This is a genomic window from Phycisphaerae bacterium, assembly GCA_041652575.1.
GTDB lineage: Bacteria > Planctomycetota > Phycisphaerae > Sedimentisphaerales > UBA12454 > UBA12454.
In genome coordinates this window covers 36,261-60,942 of the sequence record JBAZHC010000017.1, presented here as the reverse complement: position 1 = coordinate 60,942, position 24,682 = coordinate 36,261, and the positions used below count along the sequence as shown (strand labels likewise).

The window sequence follows — 24,682 nt, the reverse complement described above, 5'->3', positions numbered from 1 at the left end:
CCCGGCATTGTTATCCAGAATAGAGCCGACGCTGTCCAGCGTAACATCATCCGCCGCGGCATTAACCGCGCCAAGCCTTATGTTACCGCTGGTAGTTGTGCTCAAATCAATATTTCCATCCGTACCGGCTGTTATTATAGTAGCCGTTAAATCACCGGATGTAACCCCTATCGTAATATTGCCAGCCACAGTCGTGGCATTGAGAACATCAAGATTTTTACCACCGGTCTGACTATATGTTATGTCAGAACTGGCCGTACCGCTGGTAGACACATCCAGTGTCGCATCCAAAGTCGGAGCATTCGTCAGGAATATATCGGCGTCATTACCGGTAACATCCGCCACCACTGTCGTAACAGCAAGATTCAAAGAATTAGTCGCTGATACTCCTATGCCGCCAGTGGCCGCCAGGTTGATTTCACCCGCCGTAACATCTACCGTAGTATCTACACCAGTTGCATCGGTAATAGTGCTGGCAGCTCCGGTAGTCGCCGTCAATGCAACTTTGCCGGTTCCGGCTCCAATATGAGCCACAACAATGTCTTCAGCAGAATTTACCGTAACATCATTATTATTCAAAGTATCGACATCCGTTACAAGGATATCGCCATTAGTTACGGTCGTCAGTGTTGCCTCGCCGTTAGCAAGCACATCAGACGCTATAATTGCATTGACCCCAGCTCCGGCTCCAGTTACCGTTACAGTCACCGCGCCACTTGCCGTGTCCACATTTGTCAGAGTTACAACCTCTGTCGATGTCATCACTATATCGCCGGAAGTCTGAGCATTGGCCGTAACGCCAACACCGCCGGCACCCAAATCTTCTATATATATACCGCCATTGCCGCTGGTTAAATCCAGCGTCGGAGCATCAACCTCAAGGAAGTTTACCGCCCCGCTTGTTCCAATCGACAGACCAGACGCTATCGTCAATGTGCCAACTGCCGTCACATCTGCAGTACCATCATTCGCCCCTGTCAGCACAGAACCAGAACCGGTCGTCGTTATATCTACAGTACTGGAACCAGACACATCAGTAACTATCACATCAGCACCGGCTACCTCCACCGTTATCGTGCCGCCGATAGTATCAACATTGGCTAGTGTCACATCCTCTGTACCATATATCTCTATGTTTCCCGCAACCAGAGCATGTGCCGTTATACTGTCGCCGCCGGTACCTATGGCATTGAGGAAGATACCGCCGCTTGTAGTATTGTTCGCCGTTACCGTTGTGCCGTCTATCTCTATGGCTCCACCTGTACCTGTGGAACCTATGCCCGCAGCCGCTGTTAGTGTCAGTGCACCGCCGGTTATATCCATTTCCGTACCAGCATCAACATCTGTTATATTACCATAAGCATTGCTGCCAGCGTGGAACGAATTAGCCCGAACGACTACATTGCCTGCGCCTGCGTTAATCGAAGTTATCGCAATGTCGCCGCCGGTTACATCATTGTCAGCACCAGGATCAAGATCTCCGGCTACACCGTCAGGTCCGGCAGTCAGAGTTATCATACCGCCGCCGCTTATTATCTGGGCCGTGCCGGCCTGGGTTATACTGCCTATTTCATCATCGTTACTGGCTGCGCCTTCGTTGCCGGCTATCAATGTTATCGTACCGGCTCCACCGGTCTGAATAACGCCGCCGGCAGCCTGGGTAATATCATCGCCGGCAGTCAGTAAAATATCGCCAAGATCGCTGGCAATAAGCACAGAAGCACTAATCGTTATAGCATCCCCGGCCGTACCTACCGTATCGCCGGCTGTCAGCGTAATATCACCGTCCCCGGTGGTCGTTACATCGGCAGATATCGTAAGTGGGCTGGTAGCTGTCAGCGTTATATTGCCTGCAACAGTATGAACTCCATCGACGCCATCTATCGTACCTACAGTGAAAGCACCGGTAGGCGTAAATTGAATATTGCCCGAAGAAGTATTTACAGCCAGTGTGGTTACGTCCGTAGTATTATCCGTTATCGTTACTGCACCGGCAGCCTCAACTGCCAAACCACTTACTACTATGCCTCCATCTGTGGCCGTTACCGTAGAATTATTTATTAAATGCAGATTGGTTATCGCGGCAGGACTTATATCAGAACTTACCGTTATCGCTCCGGCCTGACCAGTTTCACCGATTACGAGGGTCGTAGCTGTAATATTATCAAGTTCCGTATCAGATAATGCCAGTGTATGGTCAACTGTATCCACAGCCGCACCAAGATTGATTGCATCGTCATCAAACTCATGTTCAGCCATCAAAGTTACTCTTTGTCCGGTAGCCGTTATCGTACCGGCTATATCCATTTTATCGGCTATATATGTATGAGCGCCGCCAGTAGATTCCACATCCGCCAAGGCCTCTATTGTTATCTTTCCTTCGTTGGCTGCTGCCGTCAAAACTATGGTAGTAGTAGCCACTACATCGCCGTCTGCTGCGGCGGTATTGGTTACAGTTATGTCACCCGACATCGCAGTTAATTGAACACTACCGTTATCTGTATCAACTGCCGCTACACCATCTACAGTACCAACGCTGAAACCGTCAATATCCGTATACTTAATACTGCCCGTGGATGTGTCCACAGCCAGAGTATCCACATCCGTCGAGGCCTCAGTTATCTCAACCGCACCGGCTGCCTCAACCGCCAGGCCGCTTACTACTATGCCGCCGCCACTGAGGGCTGTGGCCGTTACCGTAGAATTAGTTATTAAATGCAGATTAGTAACATTGGCAGGAGTAATATCAGCACTTACCGTTATCGCTTCAGCCTGACCGGCCTCACCGATTTGCAGAGTCGTCGCCGTTATATTGTCAATCTCTGCATCAGATAATTCCAAAGTGTTGCCCGTTGTATCGACCGTTGAACCAAGATTAATCGCATCATCATCTATCGCAGATTCAGCCTTTAATATCACCTTTTGTCCGGTAGCAGTTATTGTGCCGGCTATGGCCATCTTGTCGGCTGTATATGTATGAGTTCCGCCGGTCGATTCAACATCGGCACCAGAGTTTATAGTTATCTTCCCTTCATCAGCTACCGCCGTCAAAGCTATCGTGGTAGTAGCCCCTATATCGTCGGCTGCTGCTGTATTCGTAACCGTAATATCGCCGGTTGTGGCCGTCAAAGCCACGCTGCCGCCGTCTGTATCCACTCCTGCAATACTATCCACAGTACCAACGCTGAAACTGTCAGCATCTGTAAATGTAATATTGCCTGTAGATGTATCTATAGCCAATGTAGCTACATTGGTCGTGGCATCTGTTATCTCTACCGCACCAGCAGCCTCAACTGCCAAACCACTTACTACTATGCCTCCATCTGTGGCCGTTACCGTAGAATTATTAATTAAATGCAGATTGGTTATCGCAGCAGGACTTATATCGGAACTTACCGTTATCGCTCCGGCCTGAGCGGCCTCACCGATTTGCAGAGTCGTAGCTGTAATATGATCAAGCTCAGTATCAGATAATTCCAATGTATTGCCCGTTGTATCGACCGCCGAACCAAGATTAATCGCATCATCATCTATCGCAGATTCGGCTTTTAAGATCACCTTCTGCCCTGTAGCCGTTATCGTGCCGGCTATATCCATCTTGTCGGCTGTATATGTATGTGTACCGCCTGTCGACTGCACATCGGCACCGGATAAGATTTCTATCTTCCCTTCATTTGCCGTCACTGTTAAGGCAATCGTTGTCGTTGCCGCTATATCATCTGCGGCAGCTGTATCCAATACTGATAGAGTGCCTGTTGTTGTTGTTAAAGTTACACTTCCATTATCAGTATCAATACCTGTTAAGCCATCAACTGTGTCAACACTAAAACCGTCAGTATCGATGTAGGTAATATCTCCTGTCGAGGTATAAATAGCCAATCCATCTACTTCCGTCGTGGTATCAGTTATAGTGACCGCACCACCGGCCTCTATGCCCAAACGCGTTACTTGCGAAATTCCACCGTCCGTAGCCGTTACCGTAGAACCGGTTATTAAATGCAAATTCGTTACATTATCAGGACTTATGTCGGCACCTACCGTTATAGCTCCCATTGTAGCGCTGCCAATCGTAAGGGTAGCAGCCGTTATGTTTTCAATCTCTGCTGTCGTTAAGTTGAAAGTACCTACTGCTGAGCCAAGTTCGAAAGTTGGCGTACCACCCGAAGGTTCTATTGTCACCTCGCCGGCACCGGCATTGATGGCACCCGTGCCAGTTAATATTATGTCGCCGCTATAGCCGACAATTATGTCAACTGCAGCGTCTGTTGTCGAAAGCGTTACACCATTATTTATCGTAAAGCTGCCCGCACCGCCATTATTAAGGTCGGTATCCAAAGTAACTATGCCTGCGCCTGATGTTAAATTAGCTCCGAGAGTTATTCCATCATAAGCGCTTATAGTAATTGTTCCGCCGTTTGAGGCAATCGCTCCACTGGTCGTTATTGCTCCTGCGGCTTCATTTACCAGTCGTATATTTTCACCCGTAGTAGCCAAACCAGACACCGTAACAGCATCTGCTTCTGAAATGCTGATTTGACCTCCGACCGTGGTAGCCGCGTTAAGTGTACCTGCAGCGGTCTCTATCGGGTCAGCAACAGTTCCGATGTTTCCACTGGCTTCAAGGGTGATTGTGCCTGAACTGGTGAGGGTTCCGCCGCCATCAATTATGCTCGTTGCAACTCCGCCACCGCCATCTATATCTATATCGCCGGCGCCGGCATTCATAGCCGCACCAATTGTTATATTACCGGTATTCTGAATATCAATTTTGCCGCCACCAGTGCCGATTGTACCACCGGTATTATCAAAGTCAATACCAGTAACAGTCAAATCACCTCCATTGGTAGCAATAGCCGCATTAATTGTTACCGCGCCTGTTCCTGAAGCGGTACCATAGGCGCCATTAGCATTAAGCACAACTTCCAGCGGCGCCCCTGCAGCACTTATACCACCGCTAAGTACAATGTTATTAGCTGCATTCAAAGTCAAAATCGGGGTTCCAACTCCGCCAACATAGTTAATCTGTGCATCCCCATTTTGGATAATATTCCCGGCATTTGTGGGTTCAGCGCCATCGGCGGTCTGAATTGTTACGCTTGTGCCTACAACCAGCAACGCTTCAATCACGAGATCCTGAATTGTCGCATCTGCACCTGATGGAGTGAACGGAGCACCCAACAGGGTACCTACCCCGCTTTGAATTGTTATATTATAAGGGTCAATAAAAAACAGACCGTTAGCGCCATTCGTTGCACCAGCATCAATCAGACCATATATTTCAACGTGCTGTTTACCAGATACCTCAACAAAGCCGCCATCGCCGGATACGCTGCCGCCTTTTGCTTCTATCTTGGCATCGGGCCAGAATAGAGCAGTATCAGGTGAGAAAACAGTTATTTTGCCGCCATCGCCGTTGGTACCGGCGTTTGCTGTAGTCAAACTATTTTCACTAAGAGCAACCACATTGCCGGCAATGAGATCAACTTTGCCACCATCACCTGCGGTACCATCGACACTGACCGTCCCGAATTGTCCGACCTGTTTACCCTCTACCGTTACCTGGCCACCCTGGTCGCCAGCGGCCTCAATCGTACCACTATTAACAACCGTTCCATCAACGGCTGCAAGCTTTACCGAGCCTGCATCTCCAGTATTCGAAGAAGCCGACAGGGTGCCGACATTTGTAATAGCCTGAGAGTAGACATCGCCGGCGGCAGCTATAATCATTGTGCCGCTGCCAACATCAACTGTACCTTCATTAAGGATTGCAGAACCTTCGAGAGGTTCGGCATCAGGCACAGCCGGCACATCTATCTGTACCAATATATCACTGCCCGGTTCACCAAGATAAATTCTGTCACCCGAAGCAATAACCACATAACCGGCCGGGCAGGATATGTTGCCATAGTTGGCAACCTGCCTGCCGATTAGAGCAAGTTTTTCCGCGGATATATTACCGCGATTTATCACAGAGCCTAAACCACCGGCAAAATTATTATTCCCGGTAAGGAAATCGGCATTTGATATATTAAGAGATGTGGCAATCAACTGATTGACATTAATATTAGCTCCATTGCCAAAAATAATGCCGGCAGTATTCTGGAAATATAAGATACCGTTAGAAGTAAGACTTCCATTCAGCCAGGATTCCTGCCCGCCAACTACTCTGAACAATGCCCTATTACCGGCAGCAAACTGGTCCACTATGACGGACTCATTGCCGGCGATGTTAAATCGGGTAAAATCGGCAATGGTGTTATTGGTAGCCGTCATATTAGTAGTATTAGAGGCGGCACTGTAACTGGTAGTCAGATTGCCGTTTGCAACGCCTGCGAGGTCTATATTAGAACTCGTATCAGCCCGCATAGCTTCAGTAGGCCAGATGATTACCAGGCAAAATACCACTGCGTAAATACTAATTTGTGTACTTAACGTTCTTATTTGGCTTTTAAGACACATCTTTTTATCTCCAATAAATGCTCTCGCATACTGCATATAATTTACCACCTCTGGATAAAGTTAAGATACCACTTGCCGTCGCCTTTAACCGTCGACTCCGTGTTCGTCAAAGGCCAGGCGAAATAGACACCAACATCAGTATTTTTGCCAAAGCCAACTGTGGCTCCAGTACCAATACTCCACAAAGTTTCGGTAGCTTCTTCGCCGGGCACCCTGTTTTTAATCCTTGACTGTCCGTAATCGCTAAAGGCCAAGAGGGATATTTTCGGAGGCCACATTTTCTTCCTATTCTTATCCAGCTCTTTACTGCCTTCAGGGTCTTTCCATCTTGTCCAGTCAAACCGGTACTGAACGGAAGCAAGTATGCCGCCATCGGCAACAATACCATCTTCTTTATATCCCCTAACCGAATACATGCCGCCGAAACTGGTCATTTTCGCCGGAGGGAGCCTGTCGGCCGGTATAATGCCTTTGAAAGAACCGCTCAACTCATGCACCTTTGATTTGGTAATAAAACGCCTGTGTGAAGCAGATACCGTATAGATTGAGAAATTAGGAGCACTCTTCCATCGAGCCTTGTTGAATTCAGCCCCGCTTGAGCCGCCTATATTCTGAGTAAAGTCCAATCCGAAAGACGTGCTTGACATCTCACCGGAACGATGGATATCAAACCCAATACTGGCCATGTCAATCTCAAGCTTGGAGCCTATCCCCAGCGACTGGTCAATAGAACTGGTTTGAGTGCTTAAAGAACCAAGCAAGTCAAAGAACCAGTCTTTTTTCTGGAATGCCGTATATCGCAGCGTACCGCCATAAAACGAACCATTGCCTCTGAAGGTTATCCCTGCCTTACTATCCGGGGTTATGTCAAAGTTGGTATAACCTCCGAAGAGTCCAAGACGTAAACGAGGCGACAGGAATGGGAAATCGTAACTTCCATAAAGCCAGTAGTTGTTTTTCATTTCTTCCGCTGAAGCCGGCCTTACCTGATACATTACGTTCAGCCTGTCATCGTAACCAAACAGATTGGTATTAACCAGGCCAAACCGCGGAGTCCATCTGCGTTTGTCATTTCCGGAATTATCAATCTGCACATACCAATGCCATGGACTGGACTCATAAACATTGTAGCCTAAATTTATCGCGTTTGGATCATCCTCACTCTTGGAGATGACCGAAGCAACATATCTATCCGGGTTGAGATTAAGAAGCTGAATAAAATTATCCAATTTTTTCTTATCGATGACTTGGCCCTCTTTAACCGGCGACCATGAGATAAGTGCAGACTCCTTTAATACTCCCTTCTTTCTTATCTGGTTGTTAAAGTCGTAATTATTTACCATAACCTTTCCAACCTTGGCTTCAAGAATCTGGATATTCAAAACATTATTCGTTAGTTGTCCGACTCCATCAACCGATTTAACCGGAACATATACATAGATACCCGCGTAACCTTTCTGCTGGTAAACTGACAATATATATCTTGTGAATCCCTGAATGTCTTTCTGAGAAATGGTGCGCTTTGAACCCGGCCTCTGTATTACGCCCTGCACAACTGCAAGATTATATTCTTCGTTAGTAACTGCGCCGTCTTTCTGATCGGCGACTTTGTAGGAAACCGGCATATTCGCAAGCAACTCAGAAGTCGGTATCATGGTGTTGCCGCTTATCTGAATTTTGCTGATGGAAAATTTCTGGTCAGCAACAGGTTTCATAGTTCCTGCTTTTTTAGCTCGCTCGAATTTTTCCTTCACTTTGCTCAATGCCGCTTCATACTCATCCTCGGTTTGAGGCAGCTTTCGCATCGACAATTTTTTCTCTTCCTTCGCATCATATTTTGGTTCTATATATGCAGTCTCTATTCCCGCGCTGGTGAGCTGTGCTATTATTTCGCCTCTTATTTCTTCTCTCAGTTCTTCTTTTATTTCCCGTTTCAACTGAGCTCTGAGTTCTGCGGTCAAGCGCACCCTCATTTCAGTTCTCAACTGTTCTCCCAGCTCTTTTCTTAACTGCTCTGTTATCTCGCCTCTCAGTTCCTCTCTCAATTGTTTTTTGATGTCATCGAGAGCAGCTCGGACTTTTGCGTCCACTTCTTTATCCACATCTGAATTCTGTTCCGCTGATTTTGTTTTCGTCCTGCTGCCGCTTTGATTCGGATCTCCGCCGGCGAATGCAAAACTTACCAGAACAAAAAATGACAAAGAAATTATTGTCAGTACTAAGAACTTTGGTTTTTGCAGCACGTACATGCTTTATCTCCTTAGTAATAAAACGAGAAACGAGAGATAACCTCTTGTAAATTAATGTAACACACAACTTTTAAACTTAAAACACAGATTGGATAAATCCTTTTTTCCAACTTCAACCTCACTTAAACGTTGTTGAATACGCATTATTGTTTGTTATTTTTTAAACGAGCTTACGGGTCGTGTAAAGCGAAAAATATTTTTTTGAAAAATATTTTTTAAAATCTATATTTCAAATTACCCATTTTGACATTTTCTCGCCAAATTCCTTTTTTCACTGCTGATAAGTGCGAATTTACCACCTCTTATCCATTGCCACAAAACCAAAAAATATCCTGCTTATTATCCGAAAAGCACCAAAATATTTCAGATTAAACGTGTGAATTTTCAGTAAATTATAGGACTCCAAAGTTATGCGTCGTCTCGTGACGCAGGTCTTTTCGTAATCGAAATTGCTGCGATTATCACAGCAGACAGAACGCATCAGGCGAATCAAATTCCCCGAAGACAGATGAAAATATTTGTCGTTTTTATATTATCATTTTTATTTTTATTTTTAGAAATAAAAATGCGGCACATAATGAATGCCGCGTTTTTATTTTCTATTTTTTACCACAGGAAAATAATAATTATGTAAATAACTATTCGAAATTAACAACGCCCGCAAAAGCTTTTTTGGGTTTATGATTTACATCGAAAAGCAGCGGCCAGTCTTTCCTGTTCTTAACCGGAAAATTGTCAAGCCAGGTATGGTCATCCGCAACACCCCAAAATGTTACGCTGGTAATAACATCACGATACTCTCTGAAAATCTGGAAGATACCTTCGAAACGTTCCTGCTGGAGCCAGTTCATTTCGTCGGTCGGCTCTTTATATTTTCCAGTGGCGTCATTGAAAAGAAACATCGATAAATCCATCTCGGTAATCTGTATTTTTAATCCTAAAGACGCATAGAAATCTATCGTGTCTCTGATTCTGTCGAACGACGGTTCGTATATGTTCCAATGTCCCTGCATTCCAATACCATCAACAAGTTTTCCGTTGTCTACAAGCTGCCTGACCAGATTGTATATTTTTTTTCGCTTCTCTGTAAAAGTAGTATTGTATTCATTATAGAAAAGCAGCGCATCAGGATTTGCCTGCCGTGCGAACTCGAATGCTTTGACAATATAATCATGACCAATAATGTCAAGCCATCTGGTTTGGCGCAACTGCTGAGCACCTTTATCTTCTATCGCCTCGTTGACAACGTCCCAGCAATATACCTCTTTCTTGTATCGCTGCATCATACCTGTGATATGTTCTTTCAGCCTGGCAAGTAATACATCCCTGCTGACGGCGTCTCCTTTTTTATCAAGAAAGACCCAGTCAGGAACCTGATTATGCCATAGAAGCGTATGACCCCGAACTTTCATCTTATTCGCAATGGCAAAATTCACGATTGCATCGGCTTTTTCGAATTGCCATTTTCCTTCTTCAGGGTGAATCTCGGTAAATTTCATATGATTTTCAGCGGTAACAGAATTGAAATGTTTCTTTAGAATCTGCTCATGCGTCTTTATCACATCAGGACAAACCGCCGCTCCGACAGGAAAAAACGAAGAATAAGCCTGACACAAAGATTTATTTAAAATGTCCATAGTCCAATCCTACCTTTCTAATAACTCGTGACCCTTGAATCATCAAGGCCCGGATAAGTATTCGTTTCATCAGCCAATTTGCTTAATTCAATCAAACATATACCGTTTTTGTTCAATGAAAACGACAAATTCAGCATTCCATTATGAATCTGCTGCCTTTTTACCGTCATTGCCGGTGTCGCAGCCTGTTTTAAGGTTTCAATCCGGCGTTTATCAGGGTATCTTGGCCTGCCCATAGTCCGCCAGGCATTCCATGCGTTACCGTTTTCTTCGTCCACTGTTTGCTGCTTTATTAAAACTTCTCCGAAAGATAATGGTATCTCCATCTCGAATTGACGTTTAAAACCGTCCCTCTTCTCGGCAACCGGGTTCCAAGCAACTATTGCAATCGAGCCGTCGTCACGCCTGGTAACAATCATATCATTGTCGCGATAAAGCTGTTCTGAGCCGAGTCTGGCAAAAAATGCAAACAGATGAAACGTCGGCTTTACCACGCCGTTAAGCCCGACAAGGCCGAAACCGCCGTGGAATTGCGACTGAGGAACATCTTCCTCCTCAAAAACATCGCAGAAAGTCCAGTAGGAAAACGAATCGGCATAATCTCCGCCTTCGCTCAATGTCCTGCCGAGAAAAGCCGCGTTGTAAGCGGTATCGTGAACCGGGCAGCGGGGATTGTAAGAGGTATTGTATTCGGTTATATGCAAAGGCATATCATCGGGATAAACGGATTTTATAATATGGCCGCGGGACTCGCTGAACTGATTGAGCAAATGAACGTTTGGGAGCAGGTTCTGATAAACCAGTTCCGGACCTTTATCGGCAGCCTTGGCGCAATACGAATGCTGGCTGACAAAATCGACCGGTGCTTTTTCCTTATCGCACATAGCCAGAAAATCGCCAATCCATTTAATAGCACCCGGACAGGTTGCGGGGCCGCCTACACAAATAGCCGAATCAACTTCCTTTATCGCCAGTGCCGTTTCGCGGTACAGTTTAAAATACTCTTTCTGGTCGGCATTTTGCCAGAATATCGCCAAATCCGGCTCGTTCCAGACCTCAAACGGCCAGTTCCGCACCTCTTTAACGCCATACCTATATATAAGATGCCTGACCAGCGTTTTAATTAGATTGCGCCAAAGGCCGTAATCTTTGGGCGGCGTAACGTTGCCCTTCCAGTAAAACACTGTTTGATTCCCGCCGGCAAGGTCATTCGGCATAAAGCCAAGCTCGACAAATGGCTTGATTTTCTGGGATAAAAACGAATCAAAGACCCTGTCAAGATATGTAAAATTATAAACGGGACCCACATCTTTTTTGTCCCTGTAAATACCCATGTCATCGGTCAAAAGACCGTGACCGCGGAGATAATCGAAGCCTATATGCTCCTGAACAATCGAAAGTAAATCCTGATATTCCTTCTGCAAAGCCAGCCCCATTCGGCCCGTGCCGACGCAGCGTTTCCAGTTGTCCTTAAACTTTGTACTCGATTTAGCCGGTATTTTTATCTTTGCCATTACTGTTGTCCTGCCTGTTTTTGTGTAATTTCTTTAAACCCTACTTCATCTATATATAAGTTTCTGTCCCGACCATCAATAAGAGCATCATTAATAAAACTTACAGAGACCGTATGTTTGCCTGCGGGTATTTTGACGGTTCCGACTTCGAATTCGCAGCTTGTGGCGTTTGCGATTTCTTTTTGTCCAATCGACTTGTCGTCTATTTTAACATCGACAACGGCATATTGGCCTGCTGCCGGAGTGGAAAAGCCTTTCAGAATCAGTGCATATTCCGCCTGGCCGGCACAATTAAACACTGCGGAAATCGTTCCATTATTACGCAAACTAATCTGAGTATTGGTTTTCTCGAAATATGGACTGTCGCCGACAAGGTTAAAGCTATCGAGGATGAGCCTTGTTACTTCATCTGTGCGCGGCACTTCGAATTGTACGCCGATATTAGCAAATAAAGCCGAGGCGTATCGCAGGCCTCTTATATTATTCGCGTCATTTTCCCAGCGGACATTATCGATAATAACCGTTCCTTTGCCTGCGAAAATACTCGTCAGCGCGGCCGGAAGCGTAAGCAGTTCCACATTTTTGGGTATATCCGCTTTTTGCCCCACAATCAGGGCGTCCAATTGTAATGCTCTTTCCACGCCCCAATGAGGACCGTTAAGAAAAGATATGACCAGTTTATTTTTGCCGGCCGGTAATTTAGCCAGGAATGAATATTCGCGCATTTGGCTTTGTGTGAGATTTATCTGTCCGACAGTTTCATCGCCGACCTTGATTATTACAAACGGATAGGAACCATGGAATTCTCTGCCGCCCGCGACAAGCGATAGTATATACATACCCGACTGGGGCACAGTAATCCAGCCGGTTGCCGTTCCTCTTGATTCGAACATAACCGTATCGCCTGCGGAATTGACAGAAACCGTATTGCCTGTTAATTCAAGTTTTTCCGCTTCGATTCTCTGCTGATTGCTGTCGGCCTGCTGAGGTATTATCGCCCTGTCAATAACGCCGGGGTCGATAGACATCGCTCTTCGCCATCCTCTTTGCCCGCCCATAAATAATAAATCCTCACGCGAAATGCCAGACAGCAGTTTATGCTGCCTCAGCTCTACCGCGACCGGTCCCTGACTATCAGTGATTTTCAAACTGCCCGCCCCGATAACATCTTTCAATGCCGCGAATGTTTCAGCGTCCGGACAATGCCAGTAAACCGTTTTGCCGTTATCCAAAAACGCCCCTATTGTGTCTTTGGATTTAATTATCTTTTCTCCACCACCCTGCAGGACAAGAACATCGGCAGTTTTCAAATCATTATCATTCAAATCATCAATTTTGTTTTGTTTAAGCCCGATAGCTACAATGGCTTTTGTAAATTTGACGTCATCGCCAAATACAACCGTTTTAGTCTCATTAATTTTTTTTGCCGCCATATATTCGAGCGAGTTCCGGAAGATTTTCCCCGCCGCCGGTTCAGTATTGAATTTGGCGCCGACCAGCGATTGAATAAACAATATGCTTCCTTTGCCGACAGGCAATTCGAGAATGCCGGAATGCTCAATATATTGGTCTCCGCCTGAAACTATCACCGCCCCGGCTCCGTAACCTGCCGGCCGGGAAATCTCATAAGCGGTTACATAATTATCGCCCCGCCAGAATTTAAGGTCATCGGCACTTAAACCCTTCAGTATCGGATGCTCCTTATTCAGGCAAAAAGTCATCGTCGATGATTTTTTCACAAGCGATATATTCAGACCAAGGCTATCCAAACTATTCTGCTCAAGCATAATAGCCCTGCCGCCCCCGGCCAGAAACGCTATGAGGTCTCTGAAATTAACACCGGCTGAGCCAATCTGCTGAATGTTGTTTCCATCGGCCGCTGCGGCCGTCATTTGCGGAGCTATTACCACTATATCCTTTTTGGCATCGGCGTCATTGAGCCCGCTGAATAAACTGATGCGCTGGGCCGAAGGAATATTTTTGGAAAACGTATTGCAGGGGTCGTATAGAAGAATTTTCGTATTTGCCGGCTGAACAACAGGCTGACGTTTTGAAATGACAAATTTCGGACTAATGGAATCTACCAGTTTGCCATTTGCCGATAGAGTCACTTTTAATTCGTATTCCGTAGGCGAATTAACATCAGGAGCGGCGAAACGAATATTAACAGGTTTATATTCCCCGGCTTTTAAGCTGAAGCATTCGAGAGCCTTTATTCGTCTGCTTACCTGCTCATCCTTTATATTGGTATCGCTTATATACCAAATCATCTCAAAATTACAGTCTGTAACGCTATCATTAAATACATCAAGTGTGCGTTCAACAGTATCGCCGGCGAAAAATCTCGTATCCTTGTTCCGCAGAAAAACCGCTACCGGACGAAAGAAATCCTTTTGAGCCTCGTAAAAAACATCATTAACTACCACGCCATGATTAAAACAGGTCCACGGGCATATACCCGAAACACCCATTCTCCTGTAAGCCAGCGTCTGGTCGATCCAGGCACACAGTTTGGCTTTATAATGATAAATATCCTTATCGATATAAGCGTCGTCTCCGAAGAATATTGTACCGCTCGAATAATCTTCCTGCGGCACCCAAAGATATTCGCCTATATACAGGGGTTTGGTTCTGTCCCAGTAGAAATTACGTCTTGTTACGCCGAGCATTCCGCCGCCGGCTTCGGTTCGCGTCCTTTGAGCGAGCCATTCCGCCGTATTGGGCCAGTCGGTATAGGTTGGCAGTTCGTGAGGATAGTGCAAACCGATTACATCAGCGGCGCCGTCCGGGTCGAGGTCGGCTTCAAAGGTAATCGGATGATACGGGTCGAGCTGTTTTACGAAACGTCCCATACTTCCGAGTCTTTTGGCAAGGTCGGGACAATATCTTTCCGTTCCCATAAAGAGTATCTCGTTTTCTATACTCCACATAATTACGCTCGCGTTATTCCTGTCTCTTTTGACAAGCCCCTCAAGATGCTCGCGGTAGTTGGCCCAGAATTTTTCGTCATTATAGGCGTACATTCCGATACTGTCCGTATAAACAGCCGCTTCGCATATAATCATCACTCCCACTTCGTCGGCGATTTCCACCCATCGTTTCGGCCAGGGCGATACATGATAACGGAAAGCTATATTATTGCCCGCTTTGATAGTCTCAAGAGCCTTGCGTACATAATCATAACTTTGCACCTGTGATGTCGGCCATGTACTCGAAGCCAGAAGATGCCGTTTGACGCCGTTAAGATAAAAATCAGGACCCTCTATCCAGAACTCCTTAAAGCCGAACCTCTCTTCGAGCGTATCGAGCACGGGCCCGTCTTTGCCGTTACGCAGCACAAGCTGAAGCTTATACAAATGGGGACTTTCCGGCGACCAGTATTTCGCATTAGGAAAAGGCGCTGATATTTCCCATTTAGCCCCACCGGCGACAGGCGAAGCCGGAATTTCAAGAGCCGGTTCGTTCTTATCGAGTACCCTGCCTTCAATCCATAAATTAGTACACGGGTCTGATATAACGCCTGAAACGGTAAGGACACCTTTTCGCGTTGAAGGAACTATAACAATATCATCAATATATATATTCGGCCGTGAAAACAGCCATGCATCGTCCATCGGGCCATAGAAAAAGCTGTAGCCCCCAACAGGCGCTAATATTTTGCCGCTAAGCACTGATTCCGGCTGGTTCGGCTCCAATATGAAACCATCGGGGAAAACAGCCGATTTATCCTGGCATCGCAACTGGAGCCAGTGCGTCGAGCCGGGTTTGACTGCCGATGTGATTTCTACCTCCAAAGGATTCCAGCCGTCCATTCTCTGCCCCATAAGTCGGCCGTCAACATAAACGTGCGGATTATAACGGCAGCTGTTAAACCTTACGAAGACCCTGCGGTTTTGCCATTCCTGTGGGATATCGATTTGGCGTTTGACCCACATATAGGATGCCCCGCCGACGCCGTAACTGTCAGATTTGCCGGGAAGCTGAAAATCATGCCACCCATCGGCTGGTAATTCGGCGAGACCTTTGCCCGCAACACTCTGCCATGTCCCGTTTAGCGATGTCCACTGCTCGGTACCTGCGACGACAAATGATGAACATAATAATATGATAGCTGTGAGTAATTTTTTCATAAATATTTTCCCCGGAGCCGCTATCCTTTTACCGCACCGCTCGAAAGACCGCTGATAAACTCTTTCTGCAGGCAGAAGAAAAGAATTGCCGGAGGGATAATTGCCAAAAGTGTGCCCGCCAGAAAAACGCCGTACTGGTTGGCATATACGCCGACATACTGATTAAGAACCACAGGCAGCGTAAGTTTCGACTGGGCATTGATGTATACCTGAGGACCGAGGAAGTTGTTCCAGCTTCCCAAAAATGTAACAAGGCAAAACGCCCCCGTCATCGGACGTACAAGCGGCATAATCAGACTCATATAAATGGAAAACTCACTGCATCCGTCTATGCGTCCGGCCTCGATAAGGTCGTTTGGAATACCGACAATAGCCTGTCGAAACAGGAACATCCCGAAAACACTGCACGCACCGGGCACGATAAGGGCCCAGTAAGTATCCATCAGGCCGATATTAACGATAAGTTTATATACCGGGGCAAGCAAAACTATCGGCGGTATCATCATCGAAGCGAGCATAAAAAACATTACAAATTTTTTGCCCCTGAAATCATATTTCGCCAGTGCATAACCGCCCATTGACGAAAAGAACATTTGAATTATCGTGGTAATCGAAGCGAGAAACAATGAATTGATTATATACTGCCAGAAATATACCTTGCCTTCCATTGTGGGCTGGCTCTTGAATAATTCAATAAAGTTTTTAAGATTTACCGTAGCCTTGGACCACTCCGAAAACTTCGGCAGAAAAGTATATTTCATTAAAACATTCGGGTCTTTAAATGCCGAGCAAAGAAGCCAGAAAAACGGGGCAAGCACAACAGACGCTATTAAAATTAAAACAATATATTTTAAATATGTAAATGCTGTTTGCGGCCGTTTCGGGCGGGCGGCGAATAACAGGACAAAAATCCCGGCAAGGCACAGCAGGAAAATATGAATACCATTCATTATCTGCCCTCCTTCATTGTGCCGGAAATTTTTATTTGCGCCAGACTAATCGTCATAATCATAAGCGTCAATATCCAGCCGACCGCGGCGGCGGTTCCCAAATCGCCCGCGCGAAAAGCCATACTGTAAAGATAGCTTACGATAAACAGACCCGAGCTTGACGGGCCGAATTCGCCCTTGAGCAGGGCAAACGGAAGTTCGAACAACTGGAACGAACCTATAGTACTCATCACGACAACAAATGTCGCGACCGGCTTAATCGCCGGAAGCGTTACATTCCAGAATACATGCCAGGGATTGGCGCCGTCAATCCTGGCCGCTTCGACGAGACTTTTGTCCACACTTTGAAGGCCCGCCAGGAAATAAATCATATTGAATCCGACGTACATCCACAGCGCGGTTATGATAATTGCCGGCAGTACGAGGGCCGGATTTTCAAGCCACCTGTTTTCAAGTCCCCAGTACAAAAGAGATTGAACAAAGCGATTGAACAGACCGTATCGCGGAACAAATAAAACGCTGAAAATAACGCCGACGAAAATCTGTCCGACAAGGTTAGGCGAAAAAATAATCAGCCTGAAAAATCCCTTTGTCTTGTCTTTTGCCGTATTCAAAAGCAATGCCAGCCCCAGTGAGAGCGGCAATTGCAGGAAAATCGAAAAAACCGCGTAAATCACCGTATTTTTTACGGCCTTGTGAAAATCAGGGTCGGTAAACACAAAAGCATAATTGCTCAGCCCGACAAACGCCCTGCTTTTAGGCCCGTTGGTCTGCTGAAAAGAAAGCATAACTGCGCTTATAAGCGGGTAAATAAAGAATATGCACACAAGGCAGAAATACGGGGCCATAAACATATACGGCGTTCTTTTTACATAAGCCTGGTATTGTGCTTTTTTCATTTTACCGCCCCCGCTGCGTTTGCGTCGGCAGTTTCGTTAGGACGTAAAAATACATTCCTGTCCATTACCTTGCGGACATAAGCAGCTTTTTGCTTCAGTCTTTCAGTAACATATTCCCGCAGCCCTTTATCGCCGTACTTTTCATAGTAAACCCCGCCGTCAACCAATACCTCACGCGATTTGCCGTCAACCATTTCGTAATACGCACCGACATAATCAGGCGGAGTCTCGGGAGCGAGTTCGGCATACAACCGGCCGATTTTCTGGCCGGAATAATATTCATTCTGCACCTGAAACGCCGGAAGATTCCATGCCTCTTTCAACGGCGGAATAATATTCAGCAGCGCGAAACGTTCACTGAAATCCTCTTTATTAAGATATAGATATTTCGCAAGTTCCCATGCTAATTCTTTATTTTTGGATTGTTCTGTAATGGCAAGTCCGGTTCCGCCCCAGGTACTTGTCCGTCTGCCGCCTTTTTCCCATGCAGGCAAAGGCATCAGAGCCATTTTGCCTTTCAGGTTATTGGCATCTAATTCGAGAACCTTTGATTTCCAATCAGGAACAAAGGTGAAAAGTATCAAACCATCTGACAGGGCTTTATAAAAAGGCTGCCCCTCGCCGGCAGGAAAAGAAATTCTGTTTTCTCCTCGCGATTGACGAATGTACCAAATCATCGTATCAATCGTAAGCTCACTATCCATTGTCAAATTGCCCTGCTCATCGAAATAACGGCCGCCTCTCTGCAGCAGCAAAAGAGGGAAAAAACTTGTGCCGGAGATAGTCAAATCAAGAGCGTATCTATCAGGAATACCGTCCCCATCGAGGTCTTTTACAATTTTTTCGTGCGCGACTTTTACAAAATCATCCCACGTTTCGATTTTCTTTACGTCAATACCAAGCTCTTCCACGATATCGCGCCGATACGCCAGCGCCGCCGGGTGTACATCATGCGGCAGTGCGAAAATTCTGCCTCGAGATGACCAGATACTGAAACGCGACGCAACCATTCTTTCATCGAGATGTTCGGCTTTGATTCTATCTGTCAGGTCAACGAATCCGACATCTTTGAGAGGCCCTTTCATAAAAGCCCCCATAAACGGATTCATTATTTCCACCATATCGGGAACTTCTGTACCGGCAAGCAGTGCCGACTGCAATCGGGTCTGTAAGGGTCTCTGGTGAATCTGCTGCAATTGAACTTTGACGTTATGTGCTTTTTCGAATTGAGGTATGAGTTTTTGATAAGCTGCGTAGTGGGCAGGCGCGAAAACCACAAAAACCAAATCCGGCCTCGGCGCACTGGTGAGCATTTGGCACACAGTCATCGTTGCACCTGTAATTATCGCTACTACAAGTATCCAGAAAGGTGCCTTGCCGTAAGGAAATTCCATTTAACTAACGCTCCTATGCCGTCATTTTTTGTAAGAAAATCAACCGACTCAAGCTCTCCCCAATTTTACCACAACACCTTATGAATGAAAAGTATAGTGCAAAAATTATTTTTTTCAGAATTTATTCGCAGATATTACGGCGCGTCATTTTTTATATACATAGCAGGATCAGATACCCACATACCTAAACCTTTCCTGGTGCGCTTGCCGCTGTCCAGAGTTACAAGCTCGCGGTCTGCTTTTATATAAACTTCCTGCTTTTTCATATACTTTACATGACCGTCGAAAAATGCAATATTTGCGCCTTCCATATGCCGATAAATTACAGGACCATGAAGCCCGGCATCTTTATATACTTTTATCGTTTGCTGTCCCATCTTATCCCAGCATTTTTGGGGATCATGAAGAGCGCTGTCTATTCCGGCGTAATCTGATCCATTCCAGCAAACCCACCAGTCAATCGAATCTGCAAATGCGAGCTTTGATCCCGGCTGCTTTATATTAGTCGCCTTGTGCCCTGCATCGGCAGGTTTCCCATTCCATGTAGACCAATCTGTCTTTGCCCATTCTGTAAAGTTGTAACCATAACTAACTAAAACTTTTCCGGCTCCGGACTGTTGGTCCATATAGCGGTTCTTTTTATCATTAGCTATTTTATCGGATGGACACGTATAAGCTGGCGGCATGTCAAAAGCTAAAGTGGCGCCATTCCAGTCAAGGTCGTCTCTTTTCAAATATTTATCAACTTCCAGTAATTTTCTAAAAGTTGGATTTCCAAGCCAATCACGTTCCGTAGTAGCACTTATCATAGATCTAACAGGAACATAAGCTCCATTGCAACTAACCGAATACGCCACATTTGCCATTCCAAAAGTCTTTAGAGTATTGGAACATATTATTCGCTTAGCAGTTTCTCTGGCTTTTTGCAAACTGGGCAGTAATACCGCCAGTAAAAGCGCAATTATGGAAATCACAACCAATAATTCAACTAACGTAAACCCTTTTAATTTTCTCATGGTTTTACTCCCGAGAATTACAAAAAAATCTATAAAATTTACTTTTACGCTCAAGAACAACGGGTTAAACAATCCCGCAATACGACGGTTCAGTTGCGAGCTGAACCGCCGTTAAAATTTTCAATTACCAATTAGGAGGACAACTCAACTCCGGGTCATTACACTTCATCCAGTTCACGGCAAATTCTGCGAAATCTGCGAAGTTCACCTTGCAATCCTCATTGAAATCCATCGGACTTGCATAGCCTCTTTCCACGAGATCTTCACAGGTTTGAGGCTGCCATGCCGCGTAGTGCGCCGCAATACGGTCTGCACTTAAAAGTCCATCATAGATCGCAATCTCGTCATAATATGCTGGAATTAAATTGTAAGTGTTTCCCATGTCATTTTGTGCACCAATCAGCATATGGGACAATTCAGGGCCGAGGATAGACCTTGCAGCCGTGAAATTGGTATCATCTTTCCACTCGCCATCCATATATACTTTCACAAACATCGCGTCCGGATCGCCCAAATAATTTGCATCATAGGTAACGACCAAATGATGCCACTGCCTATCAAACCTTGGGTTTACACCGGTATATCCGGCACCGCTTCCGCCGAAAACACGTATCTGGCCTGTAGCATTGCTTACAGCCGGTGCACATGGTTCGTGCGTATATGAACCATGCTGTTGAAAAAACAGACCATAATCAGATGGCTGGGGCTGGCCTACCGGGAGAGTCTTATACCACATTTCGATTGTTATATCGCCCGGAACCAAAGCATACTGGTCGCCATATACTGCATATGAGCCGTTAACCAACGGAGGCGCGTTTGGACCTTTTGCAAGTGCTACTCCGTATACTCCAGCGCCGTTTGTTCCATTCAAAAGAACAGAATTTCCAACACCGCCAACTTTGCTTACGATACTTGCCGCTGAACCGTAACCTACCCAATGATTTGCGCCGTTAACTGCTGAATCTATAGGTGTTTCACTTTCAAATCTCAGCCAATAAGCAGGGTTATCTAAGATTATTTCTTCAGCATACGCGCCTGTCTCAATAATTACCTCTTCGTAGGTTGAGTCATATGTAACAACAACGTGATGCCAGCTTCCATTATTAATGTCTGCCGGAAATGATGCATAATTTGTAACACCGCCGCCGAGCATTATCAACTGATTCGAATCATTAACCGAAACACCATAACCGCCCAATGCTTCCCAGTTGCCATTGTGCTGGAAAAATCTTGGATAATCAGCACTACTTGTATAATTTACCCACAATTCAACTGATACATCACCTTCAAGCAAAGAACCGAAATCTCCTGCATCGTCAAATACATCTATACAGCTTCCGGGACCATCTGGTGAAACCGGGCCAACGAATTCAACTGCATTACTGCCGGCAACAAAACCTGCAGTAGTGGCAAGAGTACCATCGCCAGTTACTATGTAAGTTCCGTTCTTTGAAGTTACCGTACCAGAGTTTACGGCCGTAGCGTTATTCGCTTTACTGCTGTCGTCGAATTTCAGCCAAAGTTTTGCGCCATCTGCCGTTACCGCGGAAGAATAGGTTGTATAGTTGGTTCGTGCACTATAATGTGCTGCTACACGAGTCTCTGACAAAACTCCTGAGTAAATCGCAAAATCATCTATTTTGCCTAGATACTCATTATACATATAGCCTCGATTTCCTTCAGCCCCTATTGTTATATAGTCACTGGGCCAGGTCAAGCCATTTCCGTCGACCATCGCCTGAGCAACCTGTACGCCATCGATATACATTGTTTTTAAAACGCTATCCGCCGCCGCAGCAAACTGTGCGACACACGAAAGCATCAACACTATTGTTAGTTTTTTAATTATGTTCATTGCACCTTCTCCTTATATCTTCATTAATTCTTTCATTTTGCTATTAATCCTTATTTTAACCACTCACGGACAATTATTTTCATTAGGATCTATACAGCTGAGCCACTGTTGGGATAATATATCCAAATCTTTATAATCTACCTTGCAATCCTTGTTAAAATCACCGGCATATTCAAAACCGTATCTGTAAACTTCATTGCAATCCGGCATATTAATTGGACCAACATATTCAAATTGAAACCCCGCAATGTTGTGAGCAGAAATTCCAGTGATTTCACATTTTAAAGTTTGAATTTCAGTACTGTTGAAAATATTTACAGTTACCGGATTAGTACTTGAAATAAACGGGTCGCCCGTGTACGCAGCTTCAACAGCTCCTAAAAACATGTCATTGAAATATATATTCATATACGTTGCCATAACATTGCGAGTATCTACAAGGGCGTAAATATTATATTCACCCTCATTTACATCATCCATCGTTACGTCATATTCCAGATATTCGCCTGCATCCAGATAACTTAGGAAAAATAAATCAGTATAGCCCGCATCAAAAAATGTATCAGGGCCAAAATACGTCTGTTCTCCGCTTCTGCGATTCGTGTCAAACGCAACATCGTAATCTATTACGCTTATTTGAGTTCCGTCCTGCACTGCCACAGGCGTTTTTTGTTTAATAAGCTGAATACCGTTAATCACATTCGAATATTTTACAAGAACATAATTAGGGTCGTTGGCTATATTTACCCCAGTGAAAACTACGTAGTTACCGCCTTCAACAAACTCACCGGCCGCAACTCCACCTGTTACACTGTTTGATCCTATCGTAACACTGCCTCTTGTCAGCGTAAAACTTCCTGCTTCGCTGCCATAAACATAAATATCAAATGTTCCGCCATAACCGCCAGTTCCCCATAATCTAATGTTAGGATCGCCTGCAATCGCCGGATTATTAATGAATCCGTCATCCATCAATGCACTGCCAGAAATATAATTATGGTCCACGCCCGGGTCGCCTATCCATACCGCTGCCGCATAAGTTCCAGGCTGACATGGTTCATTCGATTTCGCAAGATTTGCGCTGCGAGGAGAACCCATCGGCAGGCCCCAGTTGCCATAATACACATTCCATTGGTTAATGCCATCATCATAGACTGCCGTTCCACTATAAGGAGTATCATCACCATAGCCGTTGAGGTCTATATTGATTACCTCTTCCGCCGAGGCTATGCCGGCAACACCGAAACAAAACAAAATAACCATTAGCAATTTCTTTTTCATCTTAACGCCTCCTATAAATGTTTCTTGAATTTTACTTTTTCCACCTGTTATTTCTTTCACGTCCTTTTGCACCTCAATTCGTTCATTCATTATCTTATCCATTTCACGCCTCCATAAGGGCCGAAACTTCTTCTATTTTTTTAAAGGCGGAGCCGTGGAAGCCCGTATTATCAAATCCTGCGATAGTTTTATACATTCAGGCGAATAATCTTCAGGCGATTCAATCTGTTTAAGCAGCGTCTGCGCAGCTATTCGGCCGATTTGCCGCAGCGGCACACCAATAGTGGTGAGCGCCGGCGTAACAACATCGCATAGATACTCATCATTAAAGCAAATCAGACTGACTTGTTTGGGAATCTGTATATCAAGCATATGTGCGCCATGCAGAATCTTTAACGCTTCCACGTGGTCATACGCGAGAATGGCCGTTGCCTGATGTTTTAACACGGCAGAAGCGAGAAAAGCGGGTGCTGAACGAAAAACAGTGTCATGACCGGTAATTGGTTCAAGGCCATGTCCTGTCAAACATGAAAGATATGTATCATGACGGTCTTTAATACTTCTGTGTTCCTTGTGGCTCGATGTCGGCCCTGCATAAGCTATGCGGCGATGGCCGAGATCCATCAGGTGACTAATCGCACGGCGGGTAGCATCAATATCATCTGGAATAACAGACGAGCCGCTCGGACCACAGGGGCCGTTAATAACCACATACGCCAAGCCGGTCTTCTCCATGGCCTCGATGGTCTGACGTGAACATTCCTGCATCACAATTGCCCCGTCCACTCTCCATGACGGCAATTCCGTATTACTCTTCTCTAAATTCGGTACAGTAATACAAACATCATAACCGCGAATATGAAGGGCACGAACAGATGCATTGATAATTGTCTGATATATGTTGCCGGGCCAGCCTAAAACAGTATCGCAGCCGAGAATTGCTGCCATTTTAGTTTGACGCCGGACAAGATTCTTGGCTGCAAGATTGGGCCGATATCCTAACGCATCAGCCACTTCGGTAATCCGCTGACGAACTTCTTTTCTGACAGAAAAGCCGTTCTTGTAATTACCATTCAAAACTCTGCTGACGGTAGCCTCACTGACTCCGCAATGAGCAGCAACTTTTTTCACCGTCGGTACTGAATTAGCTTCAGGCACGCTTCTCTCCATTACAAATGCTGAATTCAACGTTTACGAACAACTTAAAAAACAAGTAAACGTTTACTTATATAAATTATCATCATTGCCCCAATACGTCAAGATTTTTTATGTATTTTTACATATTTTTGTGCATTTTT

At 45.4% G+C, this 24,682-nt stretch carries 12 protein-coding genes; all 12 read right to left on the bottom strand.

Annotated features, from left to right (window positions below):
* Positions 1–6,459 (bottom strand): filamentous hemagglutinin N-terminal domain-containing protein (locus WC496_11380; protein MFA5293623.1); only part of this gene is annotated, 6,459 nt, incomplete at its 3' end.
* Positions 6,460–6,500: 41 nt separating this feature from the next.
* Positions 6,501–8,708 (bottom strand): ShlB/FhaC/HecB family hemolysin secretion/activation protein, encoded by a 2,208-nt coding sequence (locus tag WC496_11375; protein ID MFA5293622.1) that lies wholly within the window; start codon positions 8,706–8,708, stop codon positions 6,501–6,503.
* Positions 8,709–9,346: 638 nt separating this feature from the next.
* A complete protein-coding gene (locus WC496_11370) occupies positions 9,347–10,345 on the bottom strand; it encodes an endo-1,4-beta-xylanase (GenBank protein MFA5293621.1) in 999 nt (332 codons plus the stop codon).
* A 17-nt stretch (positions 10,346–10,362) separates the two neighbouring features.
* Positions 10,363–11,859 carry a xylan 1,4-beta-xylosidase gene (locus tag WC496_11365; GenBank protein MFA5293620.1) on the bottom strand — a complete coding sequence of 499 codons (1,497 nt, stop codon included), beginning with the start codon at positions 11,857–11,859 and terminating at the stop codon, positions 10,363–10,365.
* Complete coding sequence (locus WC496_11360) at positions 11,859–15,989, bottom strand: glycoside hydrolase family 2 TIM barrel-domain containing protein (protein ID MFA5293619.1); 4,131 nt, start codon at positions 15,987–15,989, stop codon at positions 11,859–11,861. Before WC496_11360 ends, WC496_11365 begins: the two co-directional genes overlap by 1 nt.
* Positions 15,990–16,009: 20 nt before the next feature.
* Positions 16,010–16,939, bottom strand: a complete 930-nt coding sequence (locus tag WC496_11355; protein ID MFA5293618.1) for a carbohydrate ABC transporter permease — start codon at positions 16,937–16,939, stop codon at positions 16,010–16,012.
* Positions 16,939–17,838, bottom strand: a complete 900-nt coding sequence (locus tag WC496_11350) for a sugar ABC transporter permease (GenBank protein ID MFA5293617.1) — start codon at positions 17,836–17,838, stop codon at positions 16,939–16,941. The genes WC496_11355 and WC496_11350 overlap by 1 nt, the downstream gene beginning before the upstream one ends.
* Positions 17,835–19,232, bottom strand: coding sequence for an extracellular solute-binding protein (locus WC496_11345; protein ID MFA5293616.1), 1,398 nt, complete (start codon positions 19,230–19,232; stop codon positions 17,835–17,837). Before WC496_11345 ends, WC496_11350 begins: the two co-directional genes overlap by 4 nt.
* Positions 19,233–19,366: 134 nt before the next feature.
* On the bottom strand, positions 19,367–20,248 hold the full coding sequence (locus WC496_11340) for a prepilin-type N-terminal cleavage/methylation domain-containing protein (GenBank protein MFA5293615.1): 882 nt from the start codon (positions 20,246–20,248) through the stop codon (positions 19,367–19,369).
* Between the two features lie 124 nt (positions 20,249–20,372).
* Positions 20,373–22,103: a LamG-like jellyroll fold domain-containing protein gene (locus WC496_11335; protein MFA5293614.1), complete on the bottom strand. Its 1,731-nt coding sequence runs from the start codon at positions 22,101–22,103 to the stop codon at positions 20,373–20,375.
* A gap of 63 nt (positions 22,104–22,166) precedes the next feature.
* Positions 22,167–23,486 carry a hypothetical protein gene (locus tag WC496_11330; GenBank protein MFA5293613.1) on the bottom strand — a complete coding sequence of 440 codons (1,320 nt, stop codon included), beginning with the start codon at positions 23,484–23,486 and terminating at the stop codon, positions 22,167–22,169.
* 30 nt (positions 23,487–23,516) lie between these two features.
* A complete protein-coding gene (locus WC496_11325) occupies positions 23,517–24,542 on the bottom strand; it encodes a LacI family DNA-binding transcriptional regulator (protein MFA5293612.1) in 1,026 nt (341 codons plus the stop codon).
* Positions 24,543–24,682 lie beyond the last annotated feature (140 nt).